A 20,590-nucleotide genomic window follows, 5' to 3' on the forward strand; every position below is an offset into this window, starting at 1 on the left:
TTTGGCACCTCCTTAGTTTTTACCATCAAAGTAATTATTTTTTTGCAGGAATTCTTGCGCTACAATAGATGGTTCTTTTAATTTGCCATCTGCTTCATAATTAAGTTTTTGCATTTGTTCTGTAGAAATTTTTCCTTTTAATTTATTGATAGTCGTTTTTAATTCTGGATGTTTCTTTAAAATTTCGTCTGTTGCAAGTGCGGATGCGTCGTATGGTGGGAAGAATTTTTTATCATCTTCTAAAAGTTTTAAGTTGTATGTTGGGATACGGCCGTCGGTGGAATAACCGAGCGCCACGTCCATTTGGTTGTTTTTCAGTGCGGTATAGATTAAGCCGATTTGCATTGGGAAGATTTTCTTGAATTCGATGTTATAGGCTTTGGAGAATGCTTTATAGCCGTCTCCTTCACGCTCCATCCAAGAATTATCTACACCAGCAGTGAGCTCGTTTTCTACTTTGCGCATATCACTTACGGTGTTTAAATTGTATTTTTTCGCCGTATCTTGGCGCACCATAAACACATACGTATTCGCAAAACCGTAAGAATCGAACCAGGTTTGGTGGAAACGTTCTTCAAATCCTTTTTTTACAGCTGCTAAGGCTTTTTCAGGATCTTTAATGGCTTCTTCGCCAAGTGGTCCGACTAAATCGGTTCCTGTGTATCTGGTAGCAGTTATATCCACATCACCATTTAACATTGCTTGGTGTTGGACGATTGTTGAGCCAAGGTTGTTGACGATTTCTACTTTCAAGCCAGTATCGTGTTCAATTAATTCTTTTAAAATATTGGAAACAATTTGGGACTCGGTTGTGGCCATTGCACCAATACGGATAGTATCTTTGGAACTGCCTCCAAGACCTGGTAAAGAACAGCTAGACAAGAACAGAGAGCTAGTTAGTAGTAAAACACTGAATAACGCGATACATTTTTTCTTCATATCATTCTCCCCCTTCCCGAGCTTCGCGGATGGCTTTTGGAGTGAGGCGATATTCTAATTTTCCAAGCACGAATTCTACTACAAGGGCTAAAATGGTTACGGGAATTGCTCCGCCGAGAATTAAATCTGGACGGTATAAATTTAAGCCATTAAAAATAAAGTCTCCTAGTCCGCCTGCTCCAATATAAGAAGCAAGCGTTGCCCAAGCGATAACATATACAGCAGATAAACGAATACCAGCCATAATAATCGATATCGAGTTTGGAATTTCGACGTTAATGATTAGTTGCCAATTCGTCATCCCCATTCCGCGACCAGATTCGATTAAGTTTTTATCTACCCCGCGAACGCCGATAAACGTGTTGCGTAAGATTGGTAAAAGCGCGTAAATAAATAGTGCGATAATCGCCGGAAGCGTTCCGACCCCAAGAAATGGAATAATAAACGCCAAAATAGCAAGCGAAGGTACCGTTTGAAGCACACTAACGACACCAATAACAAAGTTCGCCACTTTTGGTGAACGAGTGAGTAAAATTCCTGTAGGTACGGCAACTGCAATGCCTAAAATAACCGCAGACAAGGAAATAAATAGATGTTGCCATGTTTGAACGAGTAAGTTATGGCCGTTTTCTTGAAAAAAAGTAACAATTGCGTCCATAGCTTATCCCTCCTGCTTCATTTCTGACTCTGTCGTTTCGGAAGCGGCATGTTCCTCCTGCGTTTCTGCTCCTTCGCCCCAGATGGAATCATAGACGATATCAACTAAGCTGGCACGAGTGACAATTCCGACAAGTCGTTTGTCTTTATCTACGACAGGAATATATTTATAGCCACGTTTTAGAATCCGTTGTACGGTATCGCGGAGTAACGTATCTTCATGGACATAAAAAACGTTTTTCTCAATTATATCCATAACAGAAGTTGCAGTACGGCGATTTAAATCGATTTGCTCTACGTCGATAAAGCCTTTTAAGACATTCCCTTCATCCACTACAAGTAACGTATCGACTCGTTTTTCTTTCATAATTGTAATAGCCGCTTGTAGAGATTTATCGGCTGTAATAGAAACGGGATTCGTATTCATAATTTGCGCTACTTGGGTTACATCGGGTTTCGCTTCAATTAAGCGATCTTTCCCAATGAAATCACGAACAAAGGAATTCGCTGGATTACGCAAAATTTCATCTGGTGTATCAAATTGAACGATTTCGCCTGCTTTCATAATTACAATGCGGTCTGCAAGTTTAATCGCTTCATCCATATCATGGGTAACAAAAATGATTGTTTTCCCGAGTTCTTTTTGCAAATTTTTGAACTCTTCTTGAAGTGAATCACGGGTAATTGGGTCCAGTGCGCCAAAAGGTTCATCCATTAAAATTAAGTTTTGCTCTGCCGCAAGCGCTCTCAGTACACCGATACGTTGTTGCTGTCCACCACTTAATTCATAAGGATAGCGATCTAAAAATTCTTCTGGTAAATCGACTAATTTTATTAATTCTTTGGCCCGTTCTTGTTTTTTCTCTTCAGACCATTTAAGTAACTTTGGAACAAGGACGATATTTTCACGAATCGTCATATGTGGCATTAATCCAATTTGCTGGATAACATAACCAATCGAACGTCTTAGTTTGACAGGATCTTCCGCCATGATGTCTTTGTCATTAATAAATATTTTGCCTTCTGTAGGTTCAATAAGCCGGTTAATCATCTTCATCGTTGTCGTTTTCCCACAACCACTTGGACCGATAAAACAAACAAATTCTCCTTTATCGATGTTAAGTGTTAGATCATTAACAGCTTTTTTGCCCCCTTTATAAGTCTTCGTTACGTGTTCAAATTTTAACACGCTTATACACCTCCATTTTTTCTTTACCACTACCAAAAAAATTGGCAATCGATAAATATTTTCCCTAAAGAGCACGGATTTAAACTTTTTAAATACAAAAAAACAGCTTAAAGACAGTGTTACATTCAAACGGAAGTTCCTAGACAAGATGATTCGTACTTGTGGCACGTGTGACATCGATGCTAAACTTTAATCGTGAAAATGAGCATTGTAATAAGCTGCAATATAGTATTTATTTAATTATAACACACTTAAAAAGGCCCAAAAGCAAATGCTCTCGGACCTTGTGGTTATTTTGGTAAGAATAATTTGGGTGAAGTTTTTAGTAATATCGAGATGACGATACCGGCAACAAGTACTGTAGCAAGGCAACTAGCCCCGTTCATCACTATCGAAAACAGCTGCGCGCCCCATCCTTTGAAAGCATAGGCGCCCCAGAACAACACGCCAGCAACATAATGCCAAAAATATTTAGCGATGCCACCAATAATCATGGTCCCCCACGCCCATTGGATTGCCTTTTTAAGTTGATTAGCAGCTAAATTGCTTCGTACTTGCTTACTGAATACGCCACTAAACGCAATAAAACTGAATGCTAAAATGTACTCAATAATCGCTTGCGACGGCATTAAAATATAGGCTTTCCCAGTGAGGAAATGTAGCAATCCCCATAACAATCCGGCGAATCCAGCCGCCCAAAAGCCGCGACGAATCGCAATTACATACATTGGAATCATGCCTAGTGAAATCGAGAAACTAGAACCAATGTCCAGCGGGATAAAACTTAGTACCATCGCCACTGCAGCAAAGATAGCACACTCAAGTAAAATGATTAATCGTTTGTTTTGCATAAAAAATAAACTCCCCTCTTCTTTTTGGTCAAAAACGTACCCCAGAAGAAAGCAGTTTCTATGGTTAGAAATGCAATCGCCACAATCCCTACGCTCGTATTAACGAACAGGTTCAAAGGGTCAGAATCCAAAAACACGCGGACTCAATCTCAGCTAAGAAGCCCCCCCTGTGGTAACGTCTATGAAATTATCGTACAACAATCATTATAGCATGCACTTCTTTTTTGTAAAGAATTTTTTCTTTTCTTTAGTCAATTGCAGAAAATTTCACAGTATTTTGTGCTTTTTTCGGAAGTTTATCAAAAATAAGTTGATAACTATTTTTAATTAAAGCGAATTCTGTTTCAGCTTCTACATCGTATTTTTCATTAATAACGAGCGTAATCCAATGCTTTTTATTTAAATGATAGCCTGGTTTTATGCTCAAATATTCATCACGCAACAAATCAATTCTTTCAGGCTGACACTTAACACTGACATATAAATCCCCGTGGTATAGATGTATTAGCGCAAATATTTTACCGCCAACCGTTAAGGCATGCGTTGTCTTATCAAATGGAAAAGTTTCTTTAGCAGCTTGTAAAGTAAGACAAAGCGCGACTTTTTCTTGTAAAGTTTGTTCGTAATTCATCCGGCTCTCCCCCTTATTTTCATATTATAACATTTATTTATGTGTGTATGCTTTCTTTGCTACACTAACCATGTTAAAATAAAAGTAATTGTGCTTTTTCTGATTTCAAGAAGAAGTAACTTAGTATTGGAGGAAGAAAATGTTAACTGTAAATAATGTTGGCTTACGCTACGGCGATAAAAAGCTATTTGAAGATGTTTCGATTAAATTTTTGCCAGGTAACTGTTACGGTCTTATTGGCGCAAACGGTGCTGGTAAATCAACGTTCCTAAAAGTGCTTTCTGGCGAGCTTGATTCACAAAGTGGTAATGTGCATATTGGTTCAGGTGAGCGTCTAGCTGTCCTTCGCCAAGATCATTTCCAGTATGATGATGAGCTTGTTCTTAACACTGTCATTATGGGACATGAACGTCTATACAAAATTATGGACGAAAAAAATGCCATTTACATGAAAGAAGATTTCAGTGATGCAGATGGTATCCGTGCTGCGGAACTAGAAGGCGAATTTGCTGAATTAAACGGTTGGGAAGCGGAATCTGACGCTGCTGTTTTACTAAACGGCTTAGGTATCCCTACTGACCTACACGGAAAACTAATGAAAGATTTAACTGGTGGAGAAAAAGTGAAAGTGCTTCTTGCGCAAGCTTTATTCGGTAAACCAGATATCTTACTTCTGGATGAGCCTACCAATCACCTGGACATCCGTGCGATTCATTGGTTAGAAGAATTTTTAATTAACTTTGACAATACTGTTATCGTTGTATCCCATGACCGTCACTTCTTAAATAAAGTATGTACGCACATTGCGGATCTTGATTTCAGCAAAATTAAATTATATGTCGGAAACTACGATTTTTGGTATGAATCAAGTCAATTAGCTCAAACAATGATGGGCGATCGTAATAAGAAAAAAGAAGAAAAAATGAAAGAATTACAAGAGTTTATTGCCCGGTTTAGTGCCAATGCATCTAAATCCAAACAAGCGACAAGCCGTAAAAAAATGCTTGAAAAAATTACGTTGGAAGATATTCAACCTTCTAGTCGTCGTTACCCTTTCATTCAGTTCAAACCGGACCGTGAAGTTGGGAATGACCTACTAACAGTGACAAACTTGTCTAAAACAATTGATGGCGTGAAGATTCTTGATAATCTTTCCTTCTCGATTAATCGTAATGACAAAGTGGCTTTAGTTGGCGATGATGAAGTTGCAAAAACGGTTCTTTTCCAAATCCTTGCTGGTGAAATGGAGCCTGACGAAGGTAGCTATAAATGGGGTATTACAACAAGCCAAAGCTACTTCCCGAAAGATAACTCCGAATTCTTCGAGGAAAACGATATGAGCCTTGTAGAGTGGTTGCGTCAATTCTCTCCAGAAGATGACAGTGAAGCATTCTTACGTGGATTCCTTGGTCGTATGCTATTCAGCGGCGACGAAGTACTGAAAAAAGTACGCGTCTTATCTGGTGGAGAAAAAGTTCGTTGTATGTTATCCAAAATGATGCTTTCGGGTTCTAACGTTCTATTACTAGACGAACCTACTAACCACTTGGACTTAGAATCAATTACAGCGTTAAATAATGGCTTGGAAGGTTTTAAAGGCGCAATGATCTTTGCTTCCCATGACCATCAGCTACTACAAACAATCGCAACTCGTATTGTTAACTTATCAAAAGACCAATTTTACAATAAAGAAATTTCTTATGATGAGTATTTAAAAGAAGTTATGAATGTTACGGAATAAGAGTAAAAAAAAACAATATCCCCTATTCGGGATATTGTTTTTTATTTTAATTCAATTTTGCCTGTTTCTGTTGTAATTGGCGTGGTGGAATCTTTTAAATAGCTTAGGAAACTATAAGAAACCCACGTAATATCAGAAACCTTGTCTAATTTGTCCACTGGGAAAACAATTTTTCCTTTGGCTGTTTCGCCGGGCTTGATTTCGGTTGTGTCGAAATTAGATAACATAGCATCTCCACCATTTAAATCGAGATCATTTGCTTCTAATTGTCCTTGATTTGGATACGTTTCAAGTATTTTAGATGCGTTGTTGGTGATTTCTAAAGCGATTGTAATGCTACCTTCAACTGACTTACTTTCTAATGTTGAGTAAGTTTCTTTCTTTTCGACCGTTATCGTGCTGATTTTTTTCTTAATATTATCTGCGGAATCTTCATAGTTTACTTGATATGTCTTTGTTTCTTCTGGGGTAGTTTGACTTGTTCCTTTAGAAGAATAGTTAAACACATCGTTTTGCACTTGTTGATAATGTGAAAAACTAACAATGATACCAATAATTGAGCCAATCATTAATAATGTCCCTGCGCTTGTTAAAATAGCACCGATTTTCCGTTTCGCTGGGAAAAATAAAATAACGATACCTGCGATAAAAATTAAGAAAGCACATATTCCGGCAATAATCCAAATTTCCATCTTATTTGCTCCTTTTTATGCGAATTTCTCCCTCACTATAACATATTTCTCCTTTAGTTCAAAGCAGTTAAGTCACTTGCTGGGGATGGATAAGCGAAAATAACTGATTGTAAATCCGCTAAAGTTAAATTTGCTTTTATTAGAAGCGCGATATAATTAATCATATAATCGGCCTCCTCACTAAGGAAATGGGCACCTTTTATTTGGCCGGTTTTTCGATCTTCAATTATTTTTGCGAGCGCTATTTGCTCATTGGTTCGTTTGTAAGTGTACCAATTGGTTGTGTCATGATTTTTGATTTGGTATTTGTCTGGATTTGCTTTAGCTTCTTCTGCGCTAATACCAATGCTGGAAAGTTTTGGACTTGTAAAAACGACACTTGGTATTGCTGGATAGTTGATTTTTTCATCGTCACCTAAAATAATCTTGGCAACGAATGCGGCTTCCATACTGACCACTGGTGTTAGTGGCGCACCTTTTGTTGCAGCAACGTCTCCACATGCATAAATGTGCGAATGATTAGGTGTTTGCAGTTTTTCATTGACGACGATGCCTTTTTTCGTATAATCGATATTGGCTTTTTCTAATGATAGGTGATCAATATTTGGCTTTCTACCGGTTGCGCCGATAATGAAGTCGGTATTTAATGAAAAACCATTTTCACCTTGGATTTGCAGCTTTTCGCCCTTTTTAGTGATTTTAGTAATATCTGTGTCAAAATGGAAATGAATGCCCTCTTCTTTCATATTAGCGACTAAAGCGGCCACAAAATCGGGGTCGAATTTTTTTAAGGGTTCGCTATTGTGGTGAATAATATGGACTTCGCTTCCGGCAGCTTGTGCTATAGAGGCAAATTCAAAAGAAATATAGCCGCCACCGATGAAAACGATAGAATCTGGAAGTTCTTGAAGGGATAAGAAATCATCACTGGTCTGGATAAATGATTGCCCTTCTACTTGGAGTGTGCTTGGTGTTGCACCGGTTGCGATAACTATTTTGGCTGCTTGTAGTAAATCATCGGCTACTTGTATAGTCGTAGCATCTTGAAAGCTGGCTGGGCCAAAGAATGTTTCGATGCCAGCTTCCCTAAAACTTTCTAATCGACTCTCAGGAACGTCCTCCACGAAAGTTTCTTTAAAGGCCATTAAATCGGTCCAGCTAATTGTTGCGGCTTGTTTAATACCTTTACCACGTAATCTGGTAGAAAGTTTTCTTGCTTCGGCTGCTCCGACAAGTACTTTTTTAGGGTCACATCCTCTGAGCACGCAAGTTCCACCCCAACTCCGCTCTTCGATGATTGCCACTTTTAAACCGGCTGCCTGCGCTTCAAAAGCAACGGTTGTTCCGCTTGCGCCACTTCCGATGACTACTAGATCATATGTAAATTTTGCCATGTAAATCACTCCTTCCTAGCATGTTTTCCCGTCTGCATTGACTTTTAAACGAAAAAAACTGCCACACACGAATGTGTAGCAGTTGATACTAGACTTCCATAATAATCGGTAAAATCATTGGACGACGTTTTGTTTGTTCGAATAAGTAGCGATTTAATTGATCGCGAATATCTTGTTTTAATTTCGCCCATTCAAAGCCAGTTTCTTGTAGGTTTTTTTCGACAATTTTTGTAACCACTTTGGAGGATTCTTCAATTAAATGCTCAGATTCGCGAACATAGATAAAGCCACGTGAAATGATTTCTGGACCAGAAGTGATTGTTTTTGATTTACGATTAAGCGTCACTACAACGATGAAAATACCGTCTTCAGAGAGTAGCTTACGGTCACGAAGTACGATGTTTCCAACGTCACCAACACCTAAGCCATCAATTAATGTATTTCCAGAGTATACGCGGTTGCCGGCAGTCATTTTATCATTTTTGAATTCTAAAATTTCGCCTTTACCAACGATGAATACTTCTGATTTGGCCATACCAACTTCATGTGCTAATTTAGCGTGACTGATTAGCATACGATATTCGCCGTGAACAGGTACGAAATATCTTGGTTTTAATAAGTTAATCATTAGTTTTAAATCTTCTTGGCTCGCATGGCCAGAGATGAACAGATTATTACTCATGGTTAACACTTTGGCACCAGCTTTATAGAGCATGTCCATTGTTTTCGCCATCATTGTTTCCAGTGACGGGGATGGAGTTGTTGTAATATAAACTGTATCGCCTGGTTTGATGTTAAGTTGTGGATGATTTCCTTTTGTCATTAATTGTAATGACTGGATTGGTTCGCCCAGATTACCTGTTTCGATAATTGTAATTTCGTCATCGTTATATTTTTTTAGTTCTTTTAATGGCACGATTAAGTCTTCTTCAATCACGATTTTGCCTAAGCTACCAGCGATTTCAAAGACGCGCTCTAGTTCTTTACCAACAATCGCGACTTTACGTTTCGTTGCGACAGATGCATCGAGCACTTGTTGTAAACGGATTAAATTGGATGCGACACAAGCGACGATAATTCGACCGTCTGCCATTCGGAAAGCATGTCTAATTTCTTCCTCAATTAAGCTATCGCTAGAAGTTGTTCCAGGGTGCTCTGCTTCTGAACTGTCAGAAAGTAATGCTAGTACCCCTCTTTCGCCAAATTCTGCAATATGGCTTAAATCAGAAGCGTAGCCGTCTTTGGCTGATTGATCAAATTTGAAATCACCTGTATAAACGATAGATCCTTCACTTGTTTCAAGCACAATCCCAACTGAATCTGGAATCGTATGCGTTGTCCGGAAAAAGGAAACATCGATTTTAGCAAATGATAAGGTTGTTTCTTCGTTAACAATATGGAAATTTTTGAAGCGTAGTTTACGATGTTCTTTCAGTGCGGATTTTGCAAGCGCGATCGTTAATTCTGTCCCGTAAACTGGCGCTTTGATTTTTTGAAGTAAGTACGGCAATGCACCGATTGCGTCTTCATGACCATGCGTTAACAGAATAGCTTTCACGCGGTCTTTATTTTCTTCTAAATATTTAAAATCAGGGATAACAATGTCAATTCCTAGTAATTCATTTTCAGGGAACATTAAGCCTGCATCTAAAATAAAGATATCTTCGTCTATTTCTACTACATATAAATTTTTGCCACTTTCATCGACGCCGCCGAGTGGAATGATTTTTATGTTTTTCGCTTTTTTGATTGTCAAAGCGTAGACCTCCTTTGAACTATTTAGAAAATCCTTCTAATATAGCTTGTAATTTCGTTCCTTGTTCAGCATTCAAATCTACAAGTGGTAGTCTTACAGGCCCAACGCTAATACCTTGTTGATTAAGTAAGTATTTTGTTGGTGCTGGATTTGGTACAGAGAACAGACCATTCATGAGCGGTAGTAATTCACGGTGGATGTTGGCTGCTTTTTGCACGTCGCCTCGTTCAAATGCTTGAATCATTTCTTGCATTTCGTTCCCTACCACATGGCTAGCAACAGAAATAACCCCGTCTCCACCAACAGCTAGAATTGGTAAAGTTAAACTGTCATCACCACTATATACTTGGAAATCATCCGAAGTTTCAGCAATGATTTTGCTAATATTATCCAAATTACCACTAGATTCTTTTACACCAACAATGTTAGGTAATTTTGCTAAACGGATAATTGTTTCTGGTTCGATATTAACGACGCTGCGACCAGGAATGTTATAAATAACGACTGGCAAATCTGAAGCTTCCGCAACTGCGGCAAAATGTGCATACAAACCGTCTTGATTTGGTTTATTGTAATATGGCGCAACGATTAAAACAGCATCAATACCACCAAGTTCAGCGACTTCTTTTGTAAAAGCGATGGTTTCGGCTGTATTATTGGAGCCAGTTCCAGCGATTAATTTTGCGCGTCCATCATTTGTTTCAATTACTTGGCGGAATAATTTTATTTTTTCATCATGGGATAACGTTGGTGATTCGCCTGTCGTACCAGCGATTACTAAACCGTCTGAGCCATTTTCGATTAAGTGATTCACGAGATGATGAATTCTTTTTTTGCATACTTTATCTTTTTCTGGGTGAATTGGTGTCACCATTGCTGTAATTACTTTCCCTAAATCCATCTTTCATTTCCTCCTTACTTAATTTCCAAACAAAATACGTCATGAAGGGCATTGACTGCTGAAATTAAGTCCTCTTCTCTTACTAATACCCAAATAGTTGTGTGACTATCCGCTGATTGTAAAATGGGGATGTTTTTTTCAGATAATGCACCTACAATTCGCGCTGTAACACCAGGAACTCCTGTGATTCCAGCACCAACAATAGAAACTTTAGCACAAGCTTCTCGTACGGTTGTTTGCATATTTGCGTCTTCTAGTAGTTGTGTAACGATAGAACATTTTTCTTCTGGTACGGTGAAAATAACAGATTGAGTAGAGATGTTTATGAAATCAAGACTGATTCCTGCATCTGCTAATATTTTAAAAGCAAGTTGTTGTGCTTTTACTGTTTCTGTTTGTACGGATATTTGCGTAAGGTTGGTAACGTGCGCTACGCCTGTCACCATGCGTTCTTTCACATCAAAATGACCTGAATCATCTGCTAGTGAAGTGACGAGTGTGCCTGTACTTTCTAAATAAGTAGAGCGAATGCGCATCGGGATTTTGGCAGTCATCGCAATTTCCACTGCACGTGGATGAATGACTTTAGCGCCTTGATACGCCATATTGCTTACTTCGTTATAGCTTACGCGCGGAAGTGAACGAGCGTGCTCCACGATACGAGGATCAGCTGTCATCATGCCATCGACGTCTGTGAAAATATCAATGTAGTCCGCTTGTAAGGATACACCCAGCGCGGCAGCCGATGTGTCACTTCCGCCACGACCTAATGTAGAAATATCCCCTTCAGCCGTTATTCCTTGAAAACCAGCTACTACTGCAACGTCAAGGGAAGATAAGGCGTTTTTTAAACGAGTTGTATCTACTTCTGTGATTTTTGCATTTAAATGGTCATCGGATGTAATGATGCCTGCTTGGCCACCAGAAAATGCTTCAGCTTTAATGTTGGCTTCTTTTAGCATGTTCGTGAAAACAGAGGCAGAAATAGTTTCGCCAACAGAAAGTAAAGTATCTTGCTCTCTGGCAGTTAGCTTTGTATTTTTAGCGCCGATAAGTTCTAACAGCGTATCAGTCGCATACGGATCGCCGTATCGTCCAATTGCTGAAACAACAACGACCACTTTGTAACCTTCTTTTAAGGCATATTTTATGTGGTTAAATGCCATTAAACGTGACTTTTCATTTTGGACAGAAGTACCGCCAAATTTTTGAACAATGATTTTCATTACTTACACCTCTAAATAATCGCTAGTTTGACTAAACTTTCAGCTATTTGAATCGAATTCCATGCAGCACCTTTGAGTAAATTGTCAGAAACAATCCACATATGGAAACCTTTGGAATCGTCAATGTCAGCGCGGATGCGACCAACGAATACTTCTTTTTTGCCTGCAGCTTCAATTGCTTGCGGATAAACTTGATTTGCTGGATCGTCTTCAAGCACAACACCAGGGGCATTTTTTAGCACATTTTGGATATCTTTTGCGCTTACGCCGTCTTTATCTACTTCAATATAAACACTTTCAGAGTGACCGCTCACTACCGGAATTCGGACACATGTAGCGGAAACTTTCATGGTGTTGTCTTCCATGATTTTTTTCGTTTCATTGATCATTTTCATTTCTTCGTATGTATAATCATTTTCTGTGAAAACATCAATTTGTGGTAATGCGTTAAAAGCGATTGGATAATGTTTTTTGTCCCCTTTTACGGGCATGATTTGTGGAGTGAATTCTTCGTTATCTAAAACTGCTCTACTACCGTCTTTTAGTTCTTGAATAGCACTTACCCCAGAACCAGAAACAGCTTGATAAGTAGAAACAATAATACGATTTAATCCAAACGTTTCTCGAATCGGTTCGAGTGCTGCTACCATTTGAATGGTGGAACAGTTAGGATTGGCAATAATTCCATTATGGGAGAAAAGTGCTTTTTCATTTACTTCTGGAACGACTAATGGGACTGTTGGATCCATACGGTAAGCACTTGTGTTATCAATAACGATGGCTCCGCGTTTCACAGCTTCTTTTGCAAGTGCTTTAGAAACAGAACCGCCCGCACTAAATAAAGCGATATCAACGCCTTCAAAACTTTCAGGTGTTGCTTCTTGAATCGTTACTTCTTCCCCGCGAAAGCTTAGTTTTTTTCCAGCAGAACGAATAGAAGACAAGAATGAAACTTGCTTTATCTTAAAAGTCGCCGCCTCTTCTAGTAATTCAATCATTTGGGTACCAACTGCACCAGTAGCACCTACAACTGCGACATGATAGCTTTTTGTCATAGTTTACAATTCCTCCTTCAATTTAATCCTCGTATTTCTGCTTGAAAACAGAAATCTGGTTAATTTTACACTTACTTTATCATACCATAAACAAAGCCATTTCGCAGTTTTTTATACGTATTAACAACTATTTTTTTAAATTGTTTGTTAGTTTGAAATAAAAAAACCACTTTCACGTAAATGAAAGTGGTTTTGGATTAATTTTCGGTTTGTTCGGATTGTGCTTTTGCAGCTTCTTCTTTGTTGTTAATTGGTTGTTGTACTTTGGACTCATCTTTGTTAGATTCAGCACGTTCTTTTTTGAGTTCAAAATATTTATCTAGTACTTCTTTGGAAATTTTCATATTCGTTTTTTGGTCAGTTCCGTATGGGCGATAAATCCAAGGAACTACGACAGAAATCGCGATTTCTGGTTTTTCAACAGGTGCATAACCGACGAAAGTAGTATTCCAAACGCTGGCCATTTTGTTACCTTCTTTTGGTCCATCGTAGAACGCATCGGCTGTACCAGTTTTACCAGCAACATCGTAATCACTGGATGTGAAGACGGTTCTCGCAGTACCAGTAGAACCATGTGTTACTTCGTAGAAACCTTGTTGGACTGTTTTTATGTCACTTTCGGAAACGCCGATTTTATTTAATACTTTTGGTTCGTTTGCTGTTGCAAGTGTTCCAACCGTATCACCATCTGTACTTGGGTTTCTGATTTCTTTCACCATACTTGGCGCGATTCTTGAACCGCCATTAGCAATGGTTGAAACGTATTGTGCCATTTGTAAAGGTGTGTACGAATCATATTGTCCGATAGCGAAATCGAGAATTTTACCAATTGTTTGGTCGTCCCCTTTGTAACCAGTTTGTTCTCCTGGAAGATCGATACCAGTTTTTACGCCTAGACCGAATTGGTTATAGTAATAACGCATATCGTCAAACGTACTTAGTGGTGCTCTCAGTGGGCCGTTTGGTACATATTTTGCGCCACCCATTTTCATGGCTACTTGATACATATATGAGTTGGAAGAAATTTCTAAAGCGCCAACAGGATCAAGTGGTCTATTACCAGCTCCGGTTCTGTTAAACCAAGAACTCTTTGGTTTTGTTCCTTTTAAGGCAATTGGTTGGTCGGTGAAAACAGTTTTGTTTGTAATCGCGCCATCCATAATACCGCCAAGAATAGTGGAACCTTTCACGGCAGAACCCATCGCATAAGCTGTTGTAAATGTTCCTAGAGAGTAATCTTCAAATTCGCCTTTGTCATTGAGTTTTTGACCAGCAAGTGCGAGAACTTCTCCGGAATATGGATCCATGGCAACCACGAATGCGCGGTCAAAAAGGTCAGAACCAGCATATTGTTTCCCTTGTTTAATATTTTTTTGAAGGATTTCTTCTACTGCTTTTTGGAATTCGACATCTACGGAAAGAACTAAATCTTTTCCTTTAGAGCCTTCGTATTTGCTGACTGTTTCGATAATGTTTCCTTTAGAATCAAGAACGCTCTCGGACTGGGATTTTGATCCAGCGAGAACACTTTCGTATTGTGCTTCTAAATAACTTTTACCGACGCGGTCATTACGGCTATACCCTTGTGATAAGTAATATTCCGCTTTGTCTTTCGGTAGACCTTCTTTCGCTGTAGAAACGGAACCTAAGATAGAGCGTAACGTTTCATCGTACGTATAGTAACGATTCCAGTCTGTTGTAGTGTCAACACCAGGTAAACTGTCCATGTTTTCACTAACGCGAGCGATTTCTTCGTCTGTTACATCTTTATTTTTGACAACCGATTCTGTCATTGCGTAACCAGTCGTCATTTTTTTGTAGATAGTTGCTACTTTTAAATCTTCGGTCGTTAAACTAGCAATATCTTCTTTTGTTACTTTTTCTACTTGGACTTTGTAGGCTTTAGCGGCATCAAGTGCTTGTTCTTTCGCGGATAAACGGTTTAGCGATTCCGTTTGATGCGTTAAAATCCAGTAATCTTTTAAATCACGGTCGGTTAGCTTCTCGGGTTCAACTGTAATTAATTTTTGTAGTGTTTGAGCTACGTGAAGCGTTTCCGCAGTTTCTGTTTGCTGGCTACGTGTGTAGGTGATTGATTTGACGGCAGAATTCCCAACTAATAAATTGTAATTCCGGTCATAAATGCTACCACGCGGCACGTTTTTGGAAACTGTTACGTTATCGGTCTCTTCTAATTGCCGCTTGTAAGTATCCCCTTGTACGATTTGAACAATTCCAAGTCGTAAAATTAACACAGAGAATAAAATAAATATAATAAAGAATAGAATATTTAAACGTAGTGGAATGATGGCGCGTTTCTTCTTAGTGGAATCTTTTTTCTTTTTTCTAAAATTTAGTTTCACGCATAGTTACCTCACTTTTCAATAATACCTTTCCCTATTGTAGCTGAAAAAGCATGATTTTTCCACTGTAAGTTGATTAGAAATTCATTAGAAATAAAAAAAGACCCACCTAAGTGAGTCTTTTGATTATTATTTAGCTGCGTCAAAGCGTTTGTTCGCTTCATCCCAGTTAATAACATTCCAAAATGTGTCGATATATTCAGGACGACGGTTTTGGAATTTAAGGTAATAAGCATGTTCCCAAACATCTAAGCCAAGAACCGGCGTTTTGCCATCGCTTAGTGGAGAATCTTGGTTAGCTGTAGAAACGATTTCTAATTTGCCACCATTTACTACTAGCCAAGCCCAGCCAGAACCAAAACGTGCTGCAGCTGCTGCATTGAATTTTTCTTTGAATTCGTCAAAAGTGCCAAATTCGCTTTCGATTGCTGCTTTTAAGTCGCCAGTTGGAGCACCGCCGCCATTTGGGCTAAGGATAGACCAGAATAATGTATGGTTAGCATGACCGCCACCGTGGTTACGGACAGCGCCGCGAATGTCTTCAGGAACGCTATCTAAGTTAGCAACTAATTCTTCCGCAGATTTACTTGCAAGCTCAGGATGTCCTGCAACCGCTTCGTTTAGTTTTGTAACATAAGTATTGTGGTGCTTTGTATAGTGAATTTCCATTGTTTCTTTATCAAAATTCGGCTCCAAAGCATCATAAGTATAAGGTAATTTAGGTAATTCGTAAGTCATTAAAAATTCCTCCTTGTATTGTTTTTACGTGAAAAGAAATGACATATAAGGCAAAAGTTTCATGTCCCATTTCGATAGAACTACTATTAACCTTAAAAACAGTTTCTTCTTACACCATTTAGCCTACCATGCTCCTGAAATGCTTGCAATTTTTCTGCTCAGTGATGTTTCCATATTGATTTTGCCATCATTTCAAGCTATGATTAAGTTTAGGTGGAAAAAGTACGCTCTTTTGCACATACATGTATCTTTTTCCCTTAAACGCAAAAGTTAAACCATTAGGTGAGGTGTTGAAAAAAGAATGAATATTTTTAAACGCTTCTGGAAGAGTTTGTATTCCCCTGCGGATATTGCTTCGTTTCGCAATGATAAAATCAGAAAAAGTATCGTTTACATCATCGTTTTATCATTCGTCACATTCCTTCCATTAGCATACTTTACGAACGTTACGACAAAAAACGCGCTAAAAGTTGGCGAGGAAACAATTACAAATGAAATTCCAGATTTTAAAGTGACAGATGGTAAATTAGTTTTAACGGATGATACCGTTAAAAATGTCCCTATCTCGATTGATCAAGATGAATTACATATTTATTTTGATGCTTCCGGCACACTTGATAAAGATGATATTGATAATAAAATTGCTTCTTATGACAGCGCGGTTGCTTTTCTTTCAGATAGTATTTATATTACTGCAGCTGGTGTTTCTCAATCAGTTAGTTATGAAACAGCTGGAATTAGTGATAAAGCAGATTTAGTTGATTTATATACATCTATTGAGTCATTAGCTAAGTACTTTATTCCAATCGCATTACTCGTGCTCTTTATTTTCACGTTAGGCTCGATTTTCTTCCGTGTCGCACTTTATGCGTTGTTCGGTTTTATTCTTTCTGGATTTGGTCGAACTGGTATTGCTTTCCGTCAAAACTGGATGATTGCTGCCTATTCTATAACGCTAGCGGCCGTTTTCACGATGGTTATGGAAGCTTTACAAATTATCGTTCCTTTTGGAATGGAAATCAATATGGTTGTAAGCATGATTTTCGTTTTCCTTGCGATTCGTTCCATTCCGCCAAGCGAACCAACTGTTTTAGACAAATGATTCCTAGCCACTTGCTCGTGCAGGTGGCTTTTTTGTGGCGTTATTCACGTGATTTTGTTCTATAAAAATGGTATGATAAAAAAATCAAAGCTAGACTAAAGGAGCGATTTCTTTGAATGAAAGAACATCTCGCGAACATACTCGCCCAGTCCAAGTTGGTAATTTAACGATTGGTGGTAATAATGAATTAACGATCCAAAGTATGACTACAACTAAAACACATGATGTCGAAGCAACGGTGGCGGAAATTCACCGTTTAGAGGAAGCTGGTTGCCAAATTGTCCGGGTAGCTTGTCCAGACGATCGAGCGGCTAATGCGCTTGCTGCTATCAAAAAAAGAATTCATATTCCCCTCGTAGCAGATATCCATTTTGATTACCGATTGGCGCTGAAAGCCATTGATGCTGGCGTAGATAAAATTCGTATTAATCCCGGTAATATCGGTCGGCGCGATCGTGTGGAAAAAGTAGTTAATGCTGCTAAAGCGAAAAATATCCCCATTCGAATTGGTGTCAATGCAGGCAGTTTAGAAAAGAAAATCATTCAAAAGTATGGCTATCCTACTGCAGATGGTATGGTCGAAAGTGCCCTTGCACATATTAAAATTCTCGAAGATTTAGATTTTCATGATATTATCGTTTCTTTAAAAGCATCTGACGTGAATTTGGCTATTGAAGCATATGATAAAGCTAGTCGTGTCTTTAACTACCCTCTTCATCTTGGAATTACGGAATCTGGAACACAATTTGCTGGCGGAATAAAAAGTGCTGCCGGGCTTGGCGCCATGCTTAGTTTAGGCATTGGAAATACTTTACGGGTATCACTTAGTGCGGATCCTGTCGAAGAAATAAAAGTGGCTCGTGAATTATTAAAATCATTCGGCTTGTCATCTAATGCGGCCACGCTCATTTCATGTCCTACTTGTGGGCGGATAGAAATAGATTTAATTCGCATTGCTAATGAGGTGGAAGAATATATCGCAACCATCAAAGCACCAATTAAAGTCGCTGTGCTTGGCTGTGCGGTCAATGGTCCCGGAGAAGCGCGTGAAGCAGACATCGGCATTGCTGGTTCGAACGGAGAAGGACTTCTTTTTAGACATGGTAAAATCATTCGTAAAGTACCAGAAGCCATTATGGTGGACGAGTTAAAAAAAGAAATTGATCTTTTGGCAGAAGCACATTTTGCTAAGAAAATAGAACTGGAAAACCTGGGATAACAGCCTCCAGGTTTTTGTGTTAAGGTGGGATTTTTTTGGAAAAAGATAAAGAATTAAGTTTTTATGATGGTGTTAAAGCCTGTCTCCCTACAGTGCTTGGCTATGCAGGGATTGGGATTGCCGCTGGTGTGGTAGGAAAAGCATCGCATTTAAGCCTCTTAGAAGTGACGCTGCTTGCGGTTATCGTGTATGCGGGTGCAGCTCAATTTATTATTTCTGGTTTATTATTGTTACAGAGTCCCATTTCAGCTATTATTTTTACGACTTTTTTAATTAATTCAAGACATTTTTTGATGAGTATGGCCGAGGCTCCTCATTTTAAAAAATATTCTCTGTGGAATAATATCGGGATTGGCGCCCTTCTTACGGATGAAACATTTGGGGTTTCGATGAATCAAATTGGAAATAAAAAGCCAGTCAGTGCCAAATGGATGCACGGGATTAATGTGACGGCCTATCTGGCGTGGATTATAGCTTGTATTGTTGGTGCTATTATTGGAAATTGGTTGCCCAATCCAGAACAATTTGGCCTAGATTTCGCTTTATCAGCGATGTTCATTGGTTTGCTTTATTTGCAAGTGGTGAGTGATAAAAGTAAAAAAATGAGTACGAGTTTGCTAGTGATGATTCTCGTTGCGCTGTTTTTAGTCCTCTTTATGCGTTTCATGACACCTGAGTTAGCTATTTTAACAGCAACACTGCTTGGCTGTTTGATGGGAGTGATATTAGAAAAATGGCGTTAAGTTCGTATACTTTATTTGTTATTGTTGGTTGTGGTCTTGTAACTTTCATTCCACGTGTATTACCTTTTATTTTTGTCCGCAAATTACAGCTTCCGGATGTGGTGATTCGGTATTTATCTTATGTGCCCCTCTGCATTCTGACAGCTCTTTTCGTTCAAAGTCTATTAGTGACGCGAGAAAATGGTTTTCCGGGAATCAATGTGGAAAATTTACTAGCTTCTTTGCCCACTATTCTGACAGCAATTGTAACTAAAAATTTAATGTGGATTGTTATCGTTGGGATTTTTTCGATGGCGATGATTCGTTTATTTGTATAGAAAAGCCCTTTACTGGAGTGTGTTTTTGACGGGAATCAAAACCAGTAAAGGGCTTTTTATTTATGGGTGGATCTGAAGTAACTTTAGTTAGATGTAGTTGTACTAGTTGATGAAGTGTCTGTATAATCAGCAAAAGCATCTTTTAAATCGCTGTCTTTAATATCAATGTTAGCTGCTTTTAACTCTTTTTTCAGTGCAGCTGTCATATTTTCAGAAGTTAGTTGTGATTCGATATAAGCAGCTTTTACGTTCGCTTTTTCTTTTTCATACGTGCCTTTTTCGGTTTTCTTCACTAATTGAATCAAGTGATAACCGTAAGTCGATTTGACAATTCCGCTAACATCGTCTGTATTTTTCAGCGCATAAGCGGCTTTTTCAAACGTTTCGTCCATTTCACCTGGACCAAATGGATCTAATAGACCGCCATTGGTGCTAGTTGCAGTATCTGTAGAATACTCTTTTGCTAAATCGGCGAATTTTTCACCGTTTTTTAGTTTTGTTTGGATTTCTTTGGCTGTCGCTTCGTCATCTACTAAAATATGGCGTACCGTGATATCTGGTTCCCAAGTTTTATAGTAGGTTTTTAGTTTACTTTCACTGACATTCATATTGGCTTCTGTTGCTTTTTGGACTAGTAGATTATATTCTAAATTTTCTTTGAAAGAAGTTTTTGTTAAATTATTAGAAGATAGCGTTGATTCAAATGAGTCACCGTACTGTTCTTCGTATTTTTTATATTCTGCATCGACTTCTTTTTCAGTTACGGTGTATTTATCGGCTAAGATTTTTTTGAAAGTAAGTTGTTGCACGACCTCATTACCATATGTCGTTTTCATTGCTTCATAAAGTTCATCTTGCGTGACACTTCCTGCATCTGTTTTTACAACAGCACTACTGCCACATCCAGCAAGCAATAGCAATGTAGCTGCTATTACGGAAATCATCACTTTTTTTAATTTTGTCAAACTGTTCCTCTCCTTCTTCTTTCGGCTACTTCTTACTTTAACGATAAAAAGTGTCCAGAATAAGAAACAAATATGAAATAACTATGAACATTATGTCTAAAATAAAAAAAG

General features: G+C 38.5%; 19 protein-coding genes and 1 riboswitch. Of the genes, 5 read left to right on the forward strand and 14 right to left on the reverse strand.

Going from position 1 to position 20,590, the window contains the following annotated elements; all coding sequences use genetic code 11:
- Window positions 1–12 precede the first annotated feature (12 nt).
- The 5 genes from HCJ30_RS05975 to HCJ30_RS05995 form a co-directional block, all read right to left on the reverse strand.
- Window positions 13–939 (reverse strand): osmoprotectant ABC transporter substrate-binding protein, encoded by a 927-nt coding sequence (locus HCJ30_RS05975; RefSeq protein ID WP_185391358.1) that lies wholly within the window; start codon window positions 937–939, stop codon window positions 13–15.
- A gap of 1 nt (window position 940) precedes the next feature.
- Entirely contained in the window at window positions 941–1,597 is a 657-nt protein-coding gene (locus tag HCJ30_RS05980) for an ABC transporter permease (RefSeq protein WP_185391359.1), read from the reverse strand.
- Window positions 1,598–1,600: 3 nt separating this feature from the next.
- Window positions 1,601–2,785 (reverse strand): betaine/proline/choline family ABC transporter ATP-binding protein, encoded by a 1,185-nt coding sequence (locus HCJ30_RS05985; RefSeq protein WP_185391360.1) that lies wholly within the window; start codon window positions 2,783–2,785, stop codon window positions 1,601–1,603.
- A gap of 290 nt (window positions 2,786–3,075) precedes the next feature.
- Window positions 3,076–3,636: an energy-coupled thiamine transporter ThiT gene (gene thiT, locus HCJ30_RS05990; protein ID WP_185391361.1), complete on the reverse strand. Its 561-nt coding sequence runs from the start codon at window positions 3,634–3,636 to the stop codon at window positions 3,076–3,078.
- A 67-nt stretch (window positions 3,637–3,703) separates the two neighbouring features.
- A riboswitch (TPP riboswitch) is annotated at window positions 3,704–3,814 on the reverse strand.
- Window positions 3,815–3,883: 69 nt separating this feature from the next.
- Window positions 3,884–4,267 carry an MmcQ/YjbR family DNA-binding protein gene (locus tag HCJ30_RS05995; RefSeq protein ID WP_185391362.1) on the reverse strand — a complete coding sequence of 128 codons (384 nt, stop codon included), beginning with the start codon at window positions 4,265–4,267 and terminating at the stop codon, window positions 3,884–3,886.
- 139 nt (window positions 4,268–4,406) lie between these two features.
- Here HCJ30_RS05995 and HCJ30_RS06000 point away from each other — a divergent pair, with 139 nt between their 5' ends.
- Window positions 4,407–6,008: an ABC-F family ATP-binding cassette domain-containing protein gene (locus HCJ30_RS06000; protein ID WP_185391363.1), complete on the forward strand. Its 1,602-nt coding sequence runs from the start codon at window positions 4,407–4,409 to the stop codon at window positions 6,006–6,008.
- Window positions 6,009–6,049: 41 nt separating this feature from the next.
- Here the strand turns inward: HCJ30_RS06000 and HCJ30_RS06005 are convergent, their stop codons facing one another.
- The 8 genes from HCJ30_RS06005 to HCJ30_RS06040 form a co-directional block, all read right to left on the reverse strand.
- Entirely contained in the window at window positions 6,050–6,700 is a 651-nt protein-coding gene (locus HCJ30_RS06005; RefSeq protein WP_185391364.1) for a DUF4352 domain-containing protein, read from the reverse strand.
- A 53-nt stretch (window positions 6,701–6,753) separates the two neighbouring features.
- Window positions 6,754–8,094, reverse strand: a complete 1,341-nt coding sequence (locus tag HCJ30_RS06010; RefSeq protein WP_185391365.1) for a dihydrolipoyl dehydrogenase family protein — start codon at window positions 8,092–8,094, stop codon at window positions 6,754–6,756.
- An 88-nt stretch (window positions 8,095–8,182) separates the two neighbouring features.
- Window positions 8,183–9,850 (reverse strand): ribonuclease J, encoded by a 1,668-nt coding sequence (locus HCJ30_RS06015; protein ID WP_185391366.1) that lies wholly within the window; start codon window positions 9,848–9,850, stop codon window positions 8,183–8,185.
- A 19-nt stretch (window positions 9,851–9,869) separates the two neighbouring features.
- Window positions 9,870–10,751 carry a 4-hydroxy-tetrahydrodipicolinate synthase gene (gene dapA / locus HCJ30_RS06020; RefSeq protein ID WP_185391367.1) on the reverse strand — a complete coding sequence of 294 codons (882 nt, stop codon included), beginning with the start codon at window positions 10,749–10,751 and terminating at the stop codon, window positions 9,870–9,872.
- Window positions 10,752–10,765: 14 nt separating this feature from the next.
- Window positions 10,766–11,977 carry an aspartate kinase gene (gene dapG / locus HCJ30_RS06025; RefSeq protein ID WP_185391368.1) on the reverse strand — a complete coding sequence of 404 codons (1,212 nt, stop codon included), beginning with the start codon at window positions 11,975–11,977 and terminating at the stop codon, window positions 10,766–10,768.
- Between the two features lie 11 nt (window positions 11,978–11,988).
- The gene (locus tag HCJ30_RS06030; RefSeq protein ID WP_185391369.1) at window positions 11,989–13,032 is read right to left on the reverse strand and encodes an aspartate-semialdehyde dehydrogenase; all 1,044 of its coding nucleotides are present in this window, start codon (window positions 13,030–13,032) and stop codon (window positions 11,989–11,991) included.
- Window positions 13,033–13,229: 197 nt separating this feature from the next.
- Complete coding sequence (locus HCJ30_RS06035) at window positions 13,230–15,395, reverse strand: peptidoglycan D,D-transpeptidase FtsI family protein (protein ID WP_185391370.1); 2,166 nt, start codon at window positions 15,393–15,395, stop codon at window positions 13,230–13,232.
- A 129-nt stretch (window positions 15,396–15,524) separates the two neighbouring features.
- On the reverse strand, window positions 15,525–16,133 hold the full coding sequence (locus HCJ30_RS06040; RefSeq protein ID WP_185391371.1) for a superoxide dismutase: 609 nt from the start codon (window positions 16,131–16,133) through the stop codon (window positions 15,525–15,527).
- Between the two features lie 301 nt (window positions 16,134–16,434).
- On the opposite strand from HCJ30_RS06040, the gene HCJ30_RS06045 reads away from it, so the two are divergent.
- The 4 genes from HCJ30_RS06045 to HCJ30_RS06060 all read left to right on the forward strand — a co-directional run bounded on the left by HCJ30_RS06045 (window position 16,435) and on the right by HCJ30_RS06060 (window position 19,514).
- Window positions 16,435–17,235, forward strand: coding sequence for a DUF1189 domain-containing protein (locus tag HCJ30_RS06045; RefSeq protein WP_185391372.1), 801 nt, complete (start codon window positions 16,435–16,437; stop codon window positions 17,233–17,235).
- A 112-nt stretch (window positions 17,236–17,347) separates the two neighbouring features.
- Window positions 17,348–18,454 carry a flavodoxin-dependent (E)-4-hydroxy-3-methylbut-2-enyl-diphosphate synthase gene (gene ispG / locus HCJ30_RS06050; protein ID WP_185391373.1) on the forward strand — a complete coding sequence of 369 codons (1,107 nt, stop codon included), beginning with the start codon at window positions 17,348–17,350 and terminating at the stop codon, window positions 18,452–18,454.
- A gap of 35 nt (window positions 18,455–18,489) precedes the next feature.
- The gene (locus HCJ30_RS06055; protein WP_185391374.1) at window positions 18,490–19,197 is read left to right on the forward strand and encodes an AzlC family ABC transporter permease; all 708 of its coding nucleotides are present in this window, start codon (window positions 18,490–18,492) and stop codon (window positions 19,195–19,197) included.
- Complete coding sequence (locus HCJ30_RS06060; RefSeq protein WP_185391375.1) at window positions 19,188–19,514, forward strand: branched-chain amino acid transport AzlD family protein; 327 nt, start codon at window positions 19,188–19,190, stop codon at window positions 19,512–19,514. The genes HCJ30_RS06055 and HCJ30_RS06060 overlap by 10 nt, the downstream gene beginning before the upstream one ends.
- A gap of 83 nt (window positions 19,515–19,597) precedes the next feature.
- Here the strand turns inward: HCJ30_RS06060 and prsA1 are convergent, their stop codons facing one another.
- Entirely contained in the window at window positions 19,598–20,479 is an 882-nt protein-coding gene (prsA1, locus tag HCJ30_RS06065) for a post-translocation chaperone PrsA1 (RefSeq protein WP_185391376.1), read from the reverse strand.
- Window positions 20,480–20,590 lie beyond the last annotated feature (111 nt).

This window comes from Listeria cossartiae subsp. cossartiae (assembly GCF_014224155.1).
GTDB lineage: Bacteria > Bacillota > Bacilli > Lactobacillales > Listeriaceae > Listeria > Listeria cossartiae.